The following is a 779-nucleotide window of genomic DNA, read 5'->3' on the forward strand; positions in this document are numbered from 1 at the left end:
GGTGGGGCCGGGGCCGCCGCCGTCCGTCGGTCGCGCGCCGGGGACGGGCCGTCGGGGTGTGGTGCGGCGGGCGAGCCACCAGCCTCCGGCTGTCAGCGCGAGCAGCCCGGTCAGCGCGAGCCAGAGGGCGGGTGAGGTGGGATCGCTCAGTGATCCGCCGAGTCCTGCGTAGGCGACGGTGGCGGGCGCGGTACCGAGCACGGTGGCGGCGAGATAGGGCACGAAGCGGACGGCGGTGACACCGGCGCCGTAGTTCACCATGGCGAAGGGGAGAACCGGCACGAGGCGCAGGACCAGGACGGCGGCGAAGCCGCGACGTGCGATGCGGTCGTCGAGATCGGCCAGCCGCCCAGAACCGGCGAACCTCACCACCGCAGGTCGGCCGAGCCAGCGCGCGAGCCAGAAGCAGAGCGCGGCACCTGCCGTGGCCCCGACGAGTACGGCCGCCGAGCCCAGCGCGACGCCGAACAGCAACCCTGCGGACGCGGTGAGCACCGAGCCGGGCACGAAGGCGGCCTGCGCGAGCGCGAAGACCAACGCGAACATGACCGGCGCCCACAGTCCGAGTGTCGCCACCCAGGCGTTCACCGCGGACAGCGTCTGCCCGCCGTCCGTCACCGCCCAGTAGCCGAGCCCCGCGACGAGCAGCAGCAGGGCCGTCAGCCGCAGACCCGTGCCCCGCGTCACCGCGACCTCCCACCGGGGAGCGGGCCGTCTCGACCGGAGAGCGGGCCGCTCCTGCCGGCGGAGGCCCCGACGCTGCCCTGCGGCGGGCGGTC

1 protein-coding gene is annotated in these 779 nt (G+C 75.6%); it reads right to left on the reverse strand.

Annotation, left to right across the window (positions count from 1 at the left end):
* Positions 1-687: TVP38/TMEM64 family protein (locus ACYVE9_RS29240; RefSeq protein ID WP_461030894.1), on the reverse strand; the 687-nt coding region annotated here is incomplete at its 3' end.
* Between the last annotated feature and the right edge of the window lie 92 nt (positions 688-779).

The sequence above is a fragment of the Streptomyces sparsus genome (genome assembly GCF_054776295.1).